General features: G+C 54.2%; 11 protein-coding genes and 2 tRNA genes. 6 read left to right on the top strand and 7 right to left on the bottom strand.

What is annotated here, in order from left to right; genetic code table 11:
* Positions 1 to 88 precede the first annotated feature (88 nt).
* Entirely contained in the window at positions 89 to 178 is a 90-nt protein-coding gene (cydH, locus tag M8013_RS21680; protein ID WP_271269819.1) for a cytochrome bd-I oxidase subunit CydH, read from the bottom strand.
* Between the two features lie 295 nt (positions 179 to 473).
* Between cydH and purR the strand changes: the two genes are divergently transcribed.
* Complete coding sequence (gene purR, locus M8013_RS21675) at positions 474 to 1,499, top strand: HTH-type transcriptional repressor PurR (protein ID WP_271269818.1); 1,026 nt, start codon at positions 474 to 476, stop codon at positions 1,497 to 1,499.
* Here purR and punR read toward each other — a convergent pair.
* A complete protein-coding gene (gene punR, locus M8013_RS21670) occupies positions 1,496 to 2,428 on the bottom strand; it encodes a DNA-binding transcriptional activator PunR (RefSeq protein ID WP_271269817.1) in 933 nt (310 codons plus the stop codon). The genes purR and punR overlap by 4 nt on opposite strands.
* 116 nt (positions 2,429 to 2,544) lie before the next feature.
* On the opposite strand from punR, the gene punC reads away from it, so the two are divergent.
* The gene (gene punC, locus M8013_RS21665) at positions 2,545 to 3,738 is read left to right on the top strand and encodes a purine nucleoside transporter PunC (protein ID WP_271269816.1); all 1,194 of its coding nucleotides are present in this window, start codon (positions 2,545 to 2,547) and stop codon (positions 3,736 to 3,738) included.
* Between the two features lie 268 nt (positions 3,739 to 4,006).
* Positions 4,007 to 5,155, top strand: coding sequence for a cyclopropane fatty acyl phospholipid synthase (gene cfa / locus M8013_RS21660; protein ID WP_271269815.1), 1,149 nt, complete (start codon positions 4,007 to 4,009; stop codon positions 5,153 to 5,155).
* Positions 5,156 to 5,190: 35 nt separating this feature from the next.
* Here cfa and M8013_RS21655 read toward each other — a convergent pair whose 3' ends face one another.
* Complete coding sequence (locus M8013_RS21655) at positions 5,191 to 5,826, bottom strand: riboflavin synthase subunit alpha (RefSeq protein ID WP_271269814.1); 636 nt, start codon at positions 5,824 to 5,826, stop codon at positions 5,191 to 5,193.
* 224 nt (positions 5,827 to 6,050) lie between these two features.
* Here M8013_RS21655 and mdtK point away from each other — a divergent pair, with 224 nt between their 5' ends.
* The 3 genes from mdtK to M8013_RS21640 all read left to right on the top strand — a co-directional run bounded on the left by mdtK (position 6,051) and on the right by M8013_RS21640 (position 7,740).
* The gene (gene mdtK / locus M8013_RS21650; protein ID WP_271269813.1) at positions 6,051 to 7,424 is read left to right on the top strand and encodes an MdtK family multidrug efflux MATE transporter; all 1,374 of its coding nucleotides are present in this window, start codon (positions 6,051 to 6,053) and stop codon (positions 7,422 to 7,424) included.
* A 151-nt stretch (positions 7,425 to 7,575) separates the two neighbouring features.
* Positions 7,576 to 7,652 (top strand) — tRNA-Val (locus tag M8013_RS21645).
* 11 nt (positions 7,653 to 7,663) lie between these two features.
* Positions 7,664 to 7,740: transfer RNA gene (locus tag M8013_RS21640), tRNA-Val, on the top strand.
* A gap of 188 nt (positions 7,741 to 7,928) precedes the next feature.
* On the opposite strand, the gene M8013_RS21635 is transcribed toward M8013_RS21640, so the two are convergent.
* The 4 genes from M8013_RS21635 to M8013_RS21625 all read right to left on the bottom strand — a co-directional run bounded on the left by M8013_RS21635 (position 7,929) and on the right by M8013_RS21625 (position 14,178).
* Entirely contained in the window at positions 7,929 to 11,414 is a 3,486-nt protein-coding gene (locus M8013_RS21635; protein ID WP_271269812.1) for an ImcF-related family protein, read from the bottom strand.
* A 141-nt stretch (positions 11,415 to 11,555) separates the two neighbouring features.
* Entirely contained in the window at positions 11,556 to 11,843 is a 288-nt protein-coding gene (locus M8013_RS23560; RefSeq protein WP_336264456.1) for a PAAR domain-containing protein, read from the bottom strand.
* Positions 11,844 to 12,469: 626 nt separating this feature from the next.
* A complete protein-coding gene (locus M8013_RS21630) occupies positions 12,470 to 13,681 on the bottom strand; it encodes a hypothetical protein (RefSeq protein WP_271269811.1) in 1,212 nt (403 codons plus the stop codon).
* Positions 13,682 to 13,683: 2 nt separating this feature from the next.
* Complete coding sequence (locus M8013_RS21625) at positions 13,684 to 14,178, bottom strand: hypothetical protein (RefSeq protein WP_271269810.1); 495 nt, start codon at positions 14,176 to 14,178, stop codon at positions 13,684 to 13,686.
* Positions 14,179 to 14,940 lie beyond the last annotated feature (762 nt).

Genomic DNA, 14,940 nt, shown 5'->3' with positions numbered 1-14,940 from the left:
GAGAAGTTTACATTTTGGCAAAAGATTATTGCAGGAGGCGTAACAATCAAGCGGGAGAAACGAGGGAGAGCAGGCTCCCCCGTGTCGATCAGTGCAGCGCAGCAGTAAAAGCACTCGCCACGATCAAACTTAGAACAATAACGGTCGTCACCAGTGAAAACTTAAGATCGGTACTCATCAATTTTTCTCCTTTTAATCACCCCATGAAGAGTGAGCTTGCTCATTTTTGCACAGTTCACAGTAAAAATCTTGCGGGTTTTAGGTGGATTACCGTTTTTGTTCTTCCCCTTTTGGTCAAGATCAGACAAAATTCCACGCTAAATTTATTAGCGTACCGGCCATTGACCCCCTCCTGACGTCCTGTGTCGTTTTCCCGGCGTACCGCAATTCAAATTGCGCAATTAGGGCGAGTGAAGGCAAACGTTTACCTATTGGTTTTTCAGGAGCTTAGATATGGTCTGGAGTGACATCTGATGGCAACAATTAAAGACGTGGCGAAACTCGCAAACGTTTCCACTACAACCGTATCACATGTGATTAACAAAACGCGCTTTGTCGCGGAAGAGACGCGCAACAACGTCTGGGCGGCGATTAAAGAGCTGCACTACTCTCCGAGTGCCGTGGCCCGCAGCCTGAAAGTGAATCACACCAAGACGATCGGCTTACTGGCGACCAGCAGCGAAGCGCCCTATTTTGCGGAAATTATTGAAGCCGTAGAGAAGAATTGCTTCCAGAAAGGCTACACCCTGATTCTGGGCAACGCCTGGAACAGCCTCGAGAAGCAGCGGGCCTATCTGTCGATGATGGCGCAAAAGCGCGTGGATGGCCTGCTGGTGATGTGTTCCGAATACCCGGAATCGCTGCTCACCATGCTGGAGGAGTATCGCAATATTCCGATGGTAGTAATGGACTGGGGCGAAGCCAAGGCCGACTTTACCGACTCGGTGATCGATAACGCCTTTGAGGGCGGCTATATGGCCGGACGGTATCTTATCGAACGCGGCCACCGCGAAATTGGCGTGATCCCCGGGCCACTGGAGCGCAACACCGGTGCCGGTCGTCTGGCAGGCTTTATGAAAGCGATGGAAGAGACGCTGATCGCTGTTCCGGAAAACTGGATCGTGCAGGGTGACTTTGAGCCGGAATCCGGCTACCGCGCTATGCAGCAGATCCTCTCCCAGACCCCGCGTCCGACGGCAATCTTCTGCGGCGGCGATATTATGGCAATGGGCGCGCTATGCGCTGCCGACGAAATGGGCCTGCGCGTACCGCAGGATATTTCGCTGATCGGTTATGACAACGTGCGAAACGCCCGCTTCTTTACCCCGGCGCTGACCACCATCCACCAGCCAAAAGATTCACTGGGGGAAACGGCCTTTAATATGCTGCTGGATCGTATCGTCAGCAAGCGCGAAGAGTCCCACTCAATTGAGGTGCATCCGCGCCTGATTGAACGCCGCTCGGTCGCGGATGGTCCTTTCCGCGACTACCGCCGTTAAGCCTCACCGGGAGCCAGTATCTCTGGCTCCCGCAGCCACTCTTTATTCATCGTTTCGCTATCGCCAAGATAATCCAGCAGCCACGCCAGGGCCGGAGAAATATCGTTTTGCTGCCAGGTCAGGCAGCAGGCGGCATCCGGGAACGGGTTTTCCAGCGATAGCGCCACCCACTTGCCGCTGTCAATCCACGGACGGGCGACATGCGCCGGCACCATCCCCACGCACAGCCCGGCAGAGAGACAGGACGCTGACGACTCCCAGTCCGGGGTCACGATCCGCCGCTGGTTGTCCAGCAGCCAGGTGATGCGCTTCGGCAAAGAACGCGAGGTATCTTCGCGCACCAGCGACGGCCAGTTGCGCAAGGTATCATCGCTGAGCGGCCCTGCTATCGCGGCCAGCGGATGGTGGCTGGCCACCACGCAGTTCCAGCTTAGCGTCCCCATATCGCGAAACGCATAGCGCCCCCCTACCGGAATGGCCTGGGTCGCACCGATCGCCATCTCTACCCTGCCGTCCGCCAGCGCATCCCAGACGCCGTTGAAGACTTCCTGGGACACCCGCAGCTCCACGTCAGAAAAATGGCGATAGAAATCGACGATCATCTGACGGGTGCGTTCGGGGCGCACAATATTATCGACGGCAATCGACAGATGGCCTCGCCAGCCGTTGGCAATCTGCTGGCACTGTTCGCGGGTGATCTGCATTTTTTTGATAACAGAGCGCCCTTCTTTAAGAAACCACACCCCGGCTGGCGTTAGCTCCACATCCCGGTGACGCCTTTCAAACAGCGGCACCGCCAGCCACTCCTCCAGCTGACGCACCGTATAGCTGATGGCGGAAGGCACCCGGTGTAGCTCCTGCGCCGCGCCGCTGAAACTGCCGTTGCGCGCGACGGCATCCACCACTTCAAGAGAATATTCTGACCACATTTTCTGCCTGCAAAATTTTTGAATGCAACCGCCAAATATTAGCGTTTCACAAGCTGGATTGCACTGCCTACACTCTGCGGCACTGACACCTGCACCTATAACGGAGAAAAAACACAGTGATACCTGGGAAAGGATTTTTAGTCTGGCTCGCCGGCTTAAGCGTGCTGGGCTTTCTGGCTACCGACATGTACCTGCCCGCCTTTGCGGTGATGCAGGCAGATTTGCAAACCCCGGCGGCCGCCATCAGCGCCAGTCTGAGCGTGTTTCTGGCGGGCTTTGCCTTTGCGCAATTGCTGTGGGGACCGCTCTCCGATCGCTTCGGACGTAAACCGATTCTGCTGGCCGGGCTGGCGATCTTTGCCCTCGGCTGCCTCGGGATGCTGTGGGTTCGCGACGCCACCTGGCTGCTGGTGCTGCGCTTTATTCAGGCGGTTGGAGTCTGCGCCGCAGCGGTGACCTGGCAGGCGCTGGTAACGGACTACTATCCGGCTTCGCGCGTTAATCGTATCTTCGCCACCATCATGCCACTGGTCGGACTTTCACCGGCGCTGGCGCCGCTGCTCGGCAGCTGGATCCTCGCCCATTTCGACTGGCAGTCAATTTTTGCGGTACTGTTCGTTATCGCCCTGGTGCTGATGATCCCGGCCTTTAGCCTGAAACCTGCGGCGGCAAAAGCACCCTCGGAATCACGCGTCACCTTTTTATCGCTGCTGCGCTCACGCGTCTATCGCGGCAACGTGCTGATTTACGCCGCCTGTTCGGCCAGCTTTTTCGCCTGGCTGACCGGCTCGCCGTTTATCCTCAGCGAAATGGGCTATAGCCCGGCGGCGATCGGCCTGAGCTATGTTCCGCAAACCATTGCTTTCCTGGTTGGCGGCTACGGCTGTCGCGCCGCGCTGCAAAAATGGCAAGGGCCGCAGATGTTGCCGTGGCTTCTTGGCCTGTACGCGGTCAGCGTTATCGCCACCTGGGCGGTCGGGTTTATCCCGGGCGTGGGTCTGGCTCCGCTGCTGGTGCCTTTCTGCCTGATGGCGGTCGCCAACGGCGCAATCTACCCTATTGTCGTCGCACAGGCACTGCGTCCGTTCCCGCAGGCTACCGGCAGCGCGGCCGCCCTGCAGAACACCCTGCAACTGGGCCTCTGTTTCCTCGCAAGCCTGCTGGTCTCGTGGCTTATCGCCACCCCGCTGCTGACCACCACCAGCGTGATGCTGGTGACCGTGGCGCTGGCGGTGATGGGCTATCGGATGCAGTACGTCCGTGCCAGCCAGCAGCAGGACAGTCTGACCGCGGGATCCTCGCGTGCCTGATGGCACCGACCATGTCATTAGCGTGCTAACCATATTGTGTTGAACCGCGCTTTTTTCAGGCCTATACTTATTAATGCATTTTATAAATACGATAAATATTAGGCAGTAACGGGAGCAGGAACGCTCCCGTTTCACCATGGATGGCCTTTCGGCAAGGGTCATCACCCTTCCTCTGTTCTACGTCGGATACTAGCCTCGCGGGTCAAACCGTGAGATTTCTCACAGCCCTGCACACAGGGTTATGATCACAGCAAGTGATGGAGAAGCTATGAGTTCATCGTGTATAGACGAAGTCAGTTTTCGCAACGACGACTGGTTCAGGATTGTGAATGAAATGCTGACCCGGGCGGGCATTACCGTCAACGGTACGGCATCGTCCGATCTGCAGGTCAAACATCCCGAGTTTTTCAAACGCATTATGCAGGAAGGTTCCCTCGGTCTCGGCGAAAGCTATATGGACGGCTGGTGGGAGTGCGAACGGCTGGATATTTTTTTCAATAAGGTCCTGCGGGCCGGACTGGAAAATCAGCTTCCCAGCCACCTGAAAGACACCCTGCGCATTGCCACCGCCCGCCTGTTCAATCTGCAAAACAAGAAACGCGCCTGGATTGTCGGCAAGGAGCATTACGATCTCGGCAACGATCTGTTCAGCCGCATGCTTGACCCCACGATGCAATACTCCTGCGGCTACTGGAAACAGGCCGAAAGTCTTGAGCAGGCACAGCAGGATAAGCTGCGGCTGATCGGCGAAAAACTGCAGCTTCAACCCGGGATGCGGGTGCTCGATATTGGCTGCGGCTGGGGTGGGCTGGCGCACTTTTTGGCCCAATACTATGGCGTCAGCGTAGTGGGCGTCACCATTTCGGCAGAGCAGCAAAAAATGGCCCAGGCCCGCTGTCGCGATCTGGATGTGACTATTTTACTGCAGGACTACCGTGACCTGGACGACCAGTTCGACCGGATCGTCTCAGTGGGGATGTTTGAACACGTCGGGCCAAAAAACTACCCCACCTATTTTGACGTTGTCGATCGTAATCTCAAGCCGGACGGCCTGTTTCTGCTGCACACCATTGGTTCGCAAAAAACCGACCATCGCGTCGATCCGTGGATCGATAAATACATCTTTCCGAATGGCTGTTTGCCCTCCGTTCGCCAGATAGCGAACGCCAGCGAAGCGCATTTTGTGATGGAAGACTGGCATAACTTTGGCGCGGATTACGACATCACCCTGATGGCGTGGCATTCGCGTTTCCTTGCCAGTTGGCCGGAGATCGCTGACAACTATTCTGAACGATTTAAACGGATGTTCAGCTATTACCTGAACGCGTGTGCCGGTGCATTTCGTGCGCGGGATATTCATCTGTGGCAGGTGGTCTTCAGCCGCGGGATGGAGAATGGTCTGCGGGTAGCGCGATAAAAAAATACCCCGGGAAACCGGGGTATTTTTTACGCTTAACTGAGCGCTTGTTGGATGGCGGCTTCTTTTGCCGCCAGCACGCGTTCAACGGTATCCACCACCGCCTGGGTTTGCGGGTCGATCTCAATATTGACCCGATGCCCCAGTTTTTTCGCGCCCAGCGTCGTGCGCTGCAGCGTCTCGGGGATCAGGTGTACGCAGAAGCGGGTTGGCGTCACTTCACCGACTGTCAGGCTGATGCCGTCCACGCCGATAAAGCCTTTATAGAGGATGTATTTCAGTAACAACGGATCCTGCACTTTAAACCAGATTTGGCGGTTATTTTCCGAGGTCAGAATTTTCGAAATTTCGGCAGTGGTCATAATATGACCGGACATTAAATGGCCGCCAATTTCATCGCTGAACCTGGCCGCGCGCTCCACGTTAACGTCGTCACCCACCACCAGCTCACCCAGGTTGGTGATACGCAGCGTCTCTTTCATTAAATCAAAGCTAATCAGGTTGCCGTTAATTTCGGTGACCGTCAGGCAACACCCGTTGTGTGCAACCGAGGCGCCCGTTTCCAGGCCATCGAGCATATACTCCGGCAAGGCCACAATATGGGTGCGGAAGTTCGGTTTTTCATCAATGGACACCAGTTTCGCGGTGCCCTGCACAATACCAGTAAACATGCTTACGACTCCTGTTTGTTCCTTCGGTGCTAACACCGTTTAATCGCACCACAATAACAGCTGAAAATAGAGGTTGCCAGTGACCCGGCTTTACTGGCGATTTTTTCACTAGATAATTAACCATTCCCCGCTACAATAGCTGCAATTCCCCGCATCTTCTTTTTGCTGCTTTTCGCAGCGGCTTCTTTATTCTCTCAAATAACAACAAGATCAAAGGTGTTCACGTGCAGAAGTACATAAGTGAAGCGCGTCAGTTATTAGCTCTGGCAATCCCGGTGATCCTCGCGCAAATCGCCCAAACCTCAATGGGATTCGTTGATACCGTCATGGCCGGGGGATACAGCGCCACCGACATGGCCGCCGTCGCTATCGGTACCTCTATCTGGCTGCCAGCGATTTTATTTGGTCACGGACTGCTGCTGGCGCTCACCCCGACGGTGGCGCAGTTAAATGGTTCCGGGCGTCGGGAGCGCATTGCTCACCAGATCCGTCAGGGTTTCTGGCTGGCCGGGTTTGTGTCGGTGTTAATCATGATTGTGCTGTGGAACGCGGGCTATATTATTCACGCGATGCACAATATTGACCCAATGCTGGCGGATAAAGCCGTCGGCTATTTACGCGCCCTGCTGTGGGGAACGCCGGGTTATTTATTCTTCCAGGTGATGCGTAATCAGTGCGAAGGTCTGGCAAAAACCAAACCGGGTATGGTGATGGGCTTTATCGGGTTGCTGATTAATATTCCGGTCAACTACGTCTTTATTTATGGTCACTTTGGCATGCCGGAACTGGGCGGCGTCGGCTGCGGCGTGGCGACGGCTGCGGTGTACTGGGTGATGTTCTTCTGTATGCACGCCTACGTGAAGCGCGCCCGCTCAATGCGTGATATCCGCAACGAAGCTGGCTTCAGCAAGCCAGATATGGCAGTGGTGAAACGTCTGATGCAGCTTGGGCTGCCGATCGCGATGGCGCTGTTCTTCGAAGTTACCCTGTTCGCCGTGGTCGCCCTGTTGGTGTCGCCGCTGGGCATTGTCGACGTCGCCGGGCACCAGATTGCCCTTAACTTCAGCTCGCTGATGTTCGTTCTGCCGCTGTCGCTCGCCGCCTCCGTGACCATTCGCGTTGGGTATCGCCTCGGCCAGGGCTCGACGCTGGAGGCGCAAACCGCCGCCCGTACCGGGATCGCCGTCGGTATCTGCATGGCGGTCTGTACCGCCCTGTTCACCATCACCCTGCGTGAGCAAATTGCGCTGCTGTATAACGACAACCCGGAAGTGATAATTCTGGCCTCGCACCTGATGCTGCTGGCGGCAATTTATCAGATCTCCGACTCCATCCAGGTGGTCGGCAGCGGCGTGCTGCGCGGCTATAAAGATACGCGGTCGATTTTCTTTATCACCTTTATCGCCTACTGGGTGTTGGGCCTGCCGAGCGGCTATATCCTGGCACTCACCGATCTGGTGGTTGAGCGGATGGGCCCTGCCGGTTTCTGGATAGGCTTTATTATCGGCTTAACCTCAGCCGCTATCATGATGATGCTGCGGATGCGCTTCCTGCAGCGCCAGCCTTCAAGCGTGATATTGCAACGCGCTGCTCGCTAATTATCCATCGGCCGCCTGCGGGCGGCTACTTTCTCTTCACTTTGCGCGGGAATGAAGCAATCGCGTGAAATCTGAAAGAAAAATGCAGTTTACCTCTTGCCTGATGCGGCCACTGCCGCTAATATTCGACCCCGTTGTCACACACAACATTGCGTTCATAGCTCAGTTGGTTAGAGCACCACCTTGACATGGTGGGGGTCGTTGGTTCGAGTCCAATTGAACGCACCATTCTCTACAGTGCGTCCGTAGCTCAGTTGGTTAGAGCACCACCTTGACATGGTGGGGGTCGGTGGTTCGAGTCCACTCGGACGCACCATTTCAGTTAGTCCTATCTTTTCCTCGTATCTTTCCAAAACTTATATCAGATGTAACTTGTACTTGTTACTCACACTTCACGCGTATCGTGTGCACGATCATGGTTAAACATAGTGCGTGCCTGCGTCTGTTACCGCTGTTCAGATTCGTCAGCCTGACAGGCCGTGACCAGATTCTGCAGAGTGCTCATTATTCGATTTCGTCCATGTCACTGTTTCCTGTGTTAGCCCTCAGCGCCTGAGCCGTAGCCGCGCTGTCGACACTGAATAGTTGATCCGGCAGCGTGAAACCGCGCAGATCCAGCAGCGCCAGCGGACCTTTTCCGAGTTGTGAACGCAGGACCCACTGCAGGGTGCGATCATCAGGAGCCGTAAAGTTCATCATCCACTGGCTGCGGTCGAGCTGCTGGCGTTTACCCTGCTCCAGCCAGCGAATAAAGCCCCAGGTCCCGCTGTAATCCCCGAACAGACGCGCACCGGCATTGACGGTGGTCCAGGTCAGCATCGTTCCCGGCTTGTAAGTCTCGCCCGGCCAGCGGAAGCTCTGCCAGTCGGCCATCTGGTTGAAGTAGTGCAGCTTTTGTCCATCAATCGTGAGTTGGGTTTCCACTACCTGCGCTACCGGACGTGCCTGCAGCTCAAAGCTGATGCCCTGGCTGCCGTCGGTAAACAGAATGTCCGACAGCTGGCTCAGCTGATTAATCGCCCGCAGGAAAGCCGGGTTGAAACTCAGCCCCTGGCTGTTGACCTTATCCGGTACCCACTGGCTGCCCTCTTTGTGCAGCACACCGCTGAGTTCTGTCGTCAGGAAACGCTCAATACGCCCGCTGTCCTTGCGCACAAACTCAGCCAGCATCGGCAAAGAGGCATCACTTTTGCTTGCAGCAAACGGGAAGCGCCCGTCAAAGGCGGTGTGCCAGTTCGCCACCACAGCGCGGCTCCACTTGTCATTCAGGCTCGCCGCCGACGGCTGAAGCACGGTCTCCCAGGCCTGGGTCAGCGGTTGCACAAACATCGTGTTGCCAAAGCCACTCCACTCTTCGCCCAGGCTTGCCGAAATGAGGCTGCCGTACTGCTGGGTGTCGGTCAGGTCCACGCTTTTGCCCTGGAATACGGTCTGCGCCAGGGTCTGCATCATCTCCTGCGGATCAGAGGCGCTGGCCACCTGTTGCAGGCGCAGACGTACGCGTGTGATGCGGGTCAGATACGTCTGCAGGCTCAGGGAGTTATCCGCCGACATCAGGTTGCTGCCTTTGTTTTTACCCAGAAGCTGAAGCAACGGGCCAAAGGTTTCGTCCAGCGGCCCCTGCGGCCCTGACGCAGACTGGTCAATCGCGGGTTTGCCTTTTCCGCCGACCAGGTCTTTAGCCGATTTGATGATGGAGTCCGAAAGGCCTTCGCGTTGCTGGCCAGTCTCTCCCTGCCAGGCGAGGGTATTCATCAGGGCAATCAGTGGCGACTGCCGGACGTCACTCATCAGCGTCAGCTGGTCGGTAACGTCAGCAATGTTGTTTGCCGGATTAAGTCGCAGGCTGTTGAGGAAACTCAGCCAGCTGCCGGCAAAGTCGGTGAAGTAACGTTGCGTCAGGCGCGCTTTCAGGGCTTCTGCCGACAGGTCAGCTGATACTGCTTTATGGGAATCGCTCAGCACCCAGTCAATTTCATCCCTGCGGGAATTTGCAGCCTTGTCGATAGCCTGCTGAATGCCCCCTTCCCACGCCTGGCGGGTGAACATGCCCGGCACGACTTCCTCGGTGGTGAACAGTCGCCGCGCATCGGTGCCGCTGGTCATGTCTTCCAGAGACACATCGGCAAAGTTACGGCGCACCGATTTGAGCATGTTCTCATACAGGGTGCTTTCCGCGTTACGCCGTCCAATTTGCTGCAGCAGCACCTGACGGCTCTGGCTGACCAGCTGCGCATCCGGCGTGATTTTCCACTGTGGTTGCTCAGGCAGTGCGGTGATGTAGAAGGCCCACAAATCCGGCGACAGGCTCTGCCACAGGCCGGTTGAGATGCCCATCCGTGTCGGCTGGACGGTTTTCAGGGTTTGGGCGTAAAACGCGCCGTCGACTTTATCCGGACGGGCCATCATCAGCCAGGCTTTCAGCTGGTCATAGCCCGGCTTCGCCAGCTGTACGCGCTGGTCGCTGTTGGGGGCAGAGTTTGCCAGTGCGTTGAGCTTCTGAATCAGGGCCGTATTTGCCGGATCGCGTATCAGGCGATGATTCGCCACACCGTACCAGGGCAGCATCGCGTCGAGCAGCTGCTGATTACGGTCGAGACCAAAGCGCTGATACCAGGGGGCGCCGTCCTGAATACGGTGCTGCAGGCGGCCGGCATCATTACGCAGCGTATGCAGGGCCGTCAGCTGATAATCCGATACGGAAGGATGTTCAACCAGGGCATGCGCCTGCTGCGCCACAGAGGCAATCTGCTGGCGGTTGACCGCAAACGACAGCAGCGTTCCCGCCCCCCAGACACCGATAATGGCCATCAGCGTCCACGCCAGCGTCTGTTCCCACGCCATACCGACGCGGCGGCCACGCACACGGTGGCAGTCATCCACGATGCCCTGCCAGGTCGCCGGCAGGGTCAGGGCATGGCGGTGTGATTCCGGGATATATATCTCAATGTCGGCAGGTGAAGCACCGACTGTTTCTCCTGTAATAGCAACGGGTTTATTCTCCGGCAGGCTGAACATCAGGCCACGCAGCGGAACACGCGGCTGGGAGGCAGACAGCCATGGCAGCAGCTGCTGGGCCCAACGGGCGATACCGCCGTCTTTGAGGTGCTGGCCCAGGCGCAGCAGGAAGTCGTGACGGTTGTTCTCAGCGACCTGCCGCATCCCCTGCGCCTGCAGTGTCGGCAGCATCAGTTCAAGCTGGCGGATAATGTCGTCTTCATTTGCACGCAGCGGGAAGTTTGCCCCCACAGCTTGCTCAGCGCGCTTTTCCTGCGACCACTGGCTGTCGCACAGTTGCCACAGCCAGACCGGGGCGGAATAACGGAGTAGTTCGCTGATTTTTTCCAGGCCGCGTAAATCGTTGTCGCTGATTTGTGGGGTCAGGTTAAGCGACTGCGGGAGCACACGGATAATACCGTCCAGTGGGCGCCCGCGGCGCAGTTTACGCAGGGCGGTGTATTTTTCCTTATCGGGCTCAGCAGCCAGACTGCCGCCGTAAATCAGAACGGTACGGTTGCCTTCAAGCCACTGCTGCTGTTGCAGGCCGGGGAGTAATTGTTCGATGGCCGCATCATCACCGGTGACCAGCAGCAGGCGGATTTTGTGGTACCAGAAGAAGGTATATCGACGGCTAAGGTGGGCGCGAATTTGTTGACCGTTCGTCGCTGCAGCAGATACGGGCTCCGCATCTTCGTTTGGTGATTCCTTAACATCATCACCCCGTGCATGTTGTAGTTCTTTACTGAAACTGTGCTTACCCTCAGCACGTGCACCAAAGAACAGAAAGATTCCAATTACGACCAGAGCAATGCTTACTGCCACAGTACCGCTCAGCCAGGCATACCAGGCAGAAGTATCCCTGATGAGTTGTAACCTTTCAGGTCGCCAGTAAACGATGCCCGCCACAACAATACTGCCTACCAGCACGATTAACGCCATAAGCCAGAATACAATTTCCGGTTTCTTAAACAGCGAGAGGAATCGCTTCATGCCTCACCATCCTTAGTGGAAGTCACAGGGGATACAACCATATTCCACACCTTTCCATTTTTGTGTTCACGGCATACCAGTAAATTATGACCCTTCATTGACACGATTATCCGGATCGGCTGAGTTATTGCCGCCTTTACTCTATTGGGGAGTAAATTCATATGTGTCGGTGTAAATCGATGGAATTAACTCAGCCCGGCACGGACAGGTACTTCTGCTGTGCAGCGTACCGGCGATACGACGGCCATGAATAAAATCGTCAGGTAAGCCCCCCATGATTTTAAAAAGACCGGGATGCTTACCACAGGTTACACTGTGCTCCTCGCAGGACTGCAATCTCCCGAAATGCATGTGATCGGACATTCCTTCAGTGATCACCCCACCGCAGCTTGTCTTATCGTCCTGAAACAAAAAATGTCCAACAGTCATCATGTTGTCCTTACTTTTTACTTTTATGGGTTTATGCACTTTTGTCTGCACATAACATCGTTGCCGCTGCCTACGGACCTATTCAGCCAGTGTGTGCAGTACTATTTCTTCCCACGCCCGGCTTCGCTTTAAGATCACCCCAAGCAATCAGCACAGCTGGCCTTCAGCCCAGCTGTGCTCACGTAACTACGTGCCAAGGTGTCCACATCGCCGCCACAACAGCAGACAGACTTTTGGAACGCCGGAAGAAGCTGTAAACTGAGAAGAGTATTCGTGCATCTCACAGGCGATATTATGTGAAAGCGAGGGAGCCAGTTGTGGTGAACTGATCGGTTAAGATTCTTCATCGGTGGACGCATGGGTAAGATACTGATCAAAATCACTTAGCCCGCCAAAGCAAGTGTTCAAGTACATCAGCACGTTGAGTAAAATCTCCAGTACGGTAGCTACGAACAGTCACGTCTGCCAGTTGTCGTGTCAGCCAGCAGATCAGGGTGATGCCAGACAAGCCCGAACAGAAAGAGTATCCCTGCCATTAAAAACGTAATGAAAATACAGAGAAATAATCTGCTGCGGAGCATGCGGAAAATATGTTTCACGCTTGCTCTCCCTGTTTAATCCCTGACTTACGCGAGTGTAATGGCCTGTATCCAAAGAGCCCCCGTACCGCCATCGGCACTGATAGCCAGTTGTGCTGAGCCGGTCTGCTGCGCAGAAAGTGTCGCCGCGGCTGCGGCCAACCACGGGGACACGCAACCGGCACGTCCTATAATAAGGTCGGTGTTATGACGGCCTACCGGTGAAGGTACGCCGGAAAGAATTGGTATCGCCATCGCCGGGATAATGGCAGAAGCCTCCTCTGACGTCAGACCACTGAGCCAGAGGTGTTTAACCTGCCCTGCCTCCAGGGGTACCCAGTCAGCTGCCTGCGCTATGCCTTCTTCAAGCAACTGTAGATCGGTAAGTTCTGGGCGGTGTAACCATGCTAGCGGCGGTACCGTGTTCTGCGTAAGTCTATTACCCAGCAGCAACGCCACCATTGCCTCCGCACTTCCATGACGTATTTCAGGGGCGACCTGAGCAGCAATTATGAGCAGTAGTGATTTGTCGTTGATGCGGTTATCAAGCCACTCATCAATAAACTGCGCACCGTGGCCATCAACATATTCAATCGGCTGGATTATGCCAGCCTTCGTCAGGCTGTCGTGCCAGATCGGAATGAAACGACGTGGCAAAATAGATGTGTCGGCCTCAAACAGCACGGCGAGCTTCTGTTTCGGGGAGAACGGTGCGAGTGCGATTGCAACGTCAGCCAGTAGCTTCTGAAGCTGGGCCTGAAACACCACTAGATCCTGTTGTTCGGGCTCTAGTGAATAATCAGGAGATATTGAGAAAAATGTGTGTAAATAATAATCTTCCCTACCACGACCGACCTGGCTTTTGAGTATTGAGGACCCTTCCATTAATAATGTCACTGGAGTCTGCCCCGGTACCTCTGTTAATGGAATATCCACACTTATATGCAGGATTTGAAGCGCCCGGCGGCCTCGTCGGGTTTCCCGCATTAATGTTTCTTCACGCCTTCTGTCCCAGCCATAAGCATGATTATGCTGAAATAGCCAGAACAGCACTCTCAGAACAAACACCAGTGACCAAACCAGCATGATGGCCACAGGAAAAAAAATCAAAAATTTTGTACTCTCTCCCTGCCGATCAAATGCCAGACCCGCTATTGCAGCCACAGCAACCAGCGCCCCCAGAGCTGAAAACCAGTAACCGAAATGGATGAGAGTCGGGCGCAAAGCTGCGGGGGGAATGATTTTAAGATTTATCGGCATAATCAGGGTATAAAGACCAGTTCAGGTGAAACTGTATTAAGATTGAGTTGTGCACGGAGGTTGGTAAATTTAGGCGGCACAATCCAGTCAAATATAACTCCGTCCTTATTCCATGTGATCGATGAAAAATCATCCTGCTTCTGCCAGCTATCTAATTCCAGTGAGCGCCAGCAACTGACAACCATTATACGTTGCACCCTGGTCGCATTTTTAGCTTCAACCTGATAAATATCGGCATACATTTCCTGCCCGACCCCGCACTGCGCGGTGGGATTCCCCGGGCGTGAGGGGAACCCATTAATTACAAGGAAGTATTGTTTCTTTCCGACGGTATGCAACTTCCCATCACTGTATAGTGATACCAGTTTTCTTTGAGGTGTAATCGTTACACCTTCAATCGTTAATGGTTTTTGGCGGTTAAATATTTCTTTGATTTCTGAGGCGGAGGCATTCAATGCTGCGCCAAGAAAAAACACCAAGAGATGAATGTGTTTCATGTATTTATTCCCCATAAACTTTATCGGCATAACACAATCCTGAATAAACCCATGCGTGCTCGTCAGACTGCCCTGCTGAGCCTGAAGCGTAGGTTGGCTGATCTCGGTTATGAAGCTGTTCTTCAGTCTGACCAGAATTCCATCAGGGAGGTCATTTCCTCTTGGTGAAAAACCTGGCGCAGGATTTGCACAGGCAAAACAATGGAAATAATAAAAATAATTATTTCATTAACTTAAAAAAACCCTCCAAAAACATGGTTAGCGAGGTAGTTAAGTTAGCTGTATAAAACCTCTTCCACGGAATATCATTCCATCGCCAACATTTGATAATGTTTGACTCAATAGATTCTCGTTGTGGAGAAGTTACCACGGGTTTGTTTCTGGAATCTCTTCCAATCACGACAACTAAGTGATTATTTCTTGAATCACACAGATCGATTTTTTCACATTGCCCAAATCATTGCCATCACGTTCATAGTTATGAAAATAGCCATATGTATCTTTCGGGTCTACGTAATAGCCATTGATTCCATCCGCAAATGATGGGTGCTCAGTATTTTGACTATATGAAACAGAAACCTCAACTATAATATTTAAATTTTTCGATTCAATCGCTCCCTGCCCAATGAAATAGGGGGTTCTTACGGGAGTACTCATTCCACATTTAGTCAATATACAATTCAATGAAGCACAGCACTTCTCTCTGATACTTTCAGGTGTGCTCGAATGAACTCTGTTTAAATCATCCTTTCATTTTTTGCA

The sequence above is a fragment of the Silvania confinis genome, assembly GCF_025564085.1.
Taxonomy (GTDB): domain Bacteria; phylum Pseudomonadota; class Gammaproteobacteria; order Enterobacterales; family Enterobacteriaceae; genus Enterobacter; species Enterobacter confinis.
This window is presented reverse-complemented; position numbering and strand designations above follow the sequence as displayed.

What these genes read in the sequence shown, in the direction of transcription:
- cydH (WP_271269819.1), bottom strand. Translation starts at nt 178, where the DNA reads ATGAGTACCGATCTTAAGTTTTCACTGGTGACGACCGTTATTGTTCTA.
- purR (WP_271269818.1), top strand. Translation starts at nt 474, where the DNA reads ATGGCAACAATTAAAGACGTGGCGAAACTCGCAAACGTTTCCACTACA.
- punR (WP_271269817.1), bottom strand. Translation starts at nt 2,428, where the DNA reads ATGTGGTCAGAATATTCTCTTGAAGTGGTGGATGCCGTCGCGCGCAAC.
- cfa (WP_271269815.1), top strand. Translation starts at nt 4,007, where the DNA reads ATGAGTTCATCGTGTATAGACGAAGTCAGTTTTCGCAACGACGACTGG.
- M8013_RS21655 (WP_271269814.1), bottom strand. Translation starts at nt 5,826, where the DNA reads ATGTTTACTGGTATTGTGCAGGGCACCGCGAAACTGGTGTCCATTGAT.
- M8013_RS21635 (WP_271269812.1), bottom strand. Translation starts at nt 11,414, where the DNA reads ATGAAGCGATTCCTCTCGCTGTTTAAGAAACCGGAAATTGTATTCTGG.
- M8013_RS23560 (WP_336264456.1), bottom strand. Translation starts at nt 11,843, where the DNA reads ATGACTGTTGGACATTTTTTGTTTCAGGACGATAAGACAAGCTGCGGT.
- M8013_RS21630 (WP_271269811.1), bottom strand. Translation starts at nt 13,681, where the DNA reads ATGCCGATAAATCTTAAAATCATTCCCCCCGCAGCTTTGCGCCCGACT.
- M8013_RS21625 (WP_271269810.1), bottom strand. Translation starts at nt 14,178, where the DNA reads ATGAAACACATTCATCTCTTGGTGTTTTTTCTTGGCGCAGCATTGAAT.